This is a genomic window from Acidovorax sp. KPB24-07, assembly GCF_057543315.1.
In genome coordinates this window covers 1-1,095 of sequence record NZ_BAAJYS010000728.1, presented here as the reverse complement: position 1 = coordinate 1,095, position 1,095 = coordinate 1, and the positions used below count along the sequence as shown (strand labels likewise).

1 protein-coding gene and 1 pseudogene are annotated in these 1,095 nt (G+C 72.2%); one reads left to right on the top strand and one right to left on the bottom strand.

Annotated elements, in window-relative coordinates:
• On the bottom strand, positions 1-704 hold a 704-nt coding region (locus AC27IQ_RS25340), incomplete at its 3' end, for a LysR substrate-binding domain-containing protein (RefSeq protein WP_487091272.1).
• 98 nt (positions 705-802) lie between these two features.
• Here AC27IQ_RS25340 and AC27IQ_RS25335 point away from each other — a divergent pair.
• A pseudogene (locus tag AC27IQ_RS25335) lies at positions 803-1,095 on the top strand (sulfite exporter TauE/SafE family protein); the annotation flags it as partial.

Sequence of the window (1,095 nt, the reverse complement as noted above, 5' to 3'; positions counted from 1 at the left end):
TGCCCCACCATGCGGCAGACCGCCTCGAAGCTGCCAAGGCGGATGCGGTAGCGCGGGCGGGTGCCCAGCCGGCGGGCATGGCCTGCGAGGTGGTCGTCCAGCGCGCTGCCGGCCGACAGGCCCACCAGTTCCCAGTCCAGCACCTCGGCGAATGCGATGCGGCGGCGCACCGCCAGCGCATGGCCGCGCGGCACCACCAGCACCAGCGGGTCCGCCCCCAGCACGAAGGCCTGCAAGCCCGCGGCATCGACCGAATCGGCCAGCACGCCGATCTCGCACACGCCGTGGCGCAAGGCGTCCACGATCTCGTGGCTGGGGCGCTCCAGCAGGTCCACCGACATGCCGGGATGGTCATGCAGGAAACCCGCCAGCCGGTCGGGCAGCCAGTCGCTCAGCGCGGCGCTGTTGCACATCAGGCGCACGTGGCCGCGCAGGCCCGAGGCATGGTCGCCCAAGTCCCCCTGCATGCGCTCGATCTGCTGCAGCACGATCAACGCGTGCTGCAGCAAGGTCCGCCCGGCGGGGGTGGGCGACACGCCGCGCCGCGTTCGCAGCAGCAGCGGCACGCCCAGCGCGGATTCCATGCCGCGGATGCGCTCGCTGGCCGATGCCAGCGTGATGCAGCTGGCTGATGCGCCGGCGGTGATGGTGCCCGCCTCCAGCACGTTGGCGAACAGTCGCAGATCGGTCAGGTCAAAAGCCATGGGCGCCAAGGTAGCACGCCCTGCCTATGGCCTCGCCTGAGGCAGGCTGCGCCGAATCCCGATTGCCGGGTTAACGGGCGCCTCCAAAAATCCACGGCATGACCGCATCGCTCACCCCCACCGCCTTCCTCGCGGCCACGGCCGTCTTCCTGCTCGCCGGGTGCGTCAAGGGCGTGGTGGGCCTGGGACTGCCCACCGTCGCGATGGCGCTCCTGGCCCTGGTCATGCCCCCCGCCCAGGCGGCGGCCTTGCTGGTGGTGCCTTCGCTCGTGACCAATCTGCTGCAGCTGCGGCCCCTGTCGGGTCTGGGGCCATGGTGCGCCGGCTGGGCGGCATGCAGCTGGGCGTGTGCGCGGGCACGCTCGCGGGGGCGGCGTGGATCGGCGCGCCC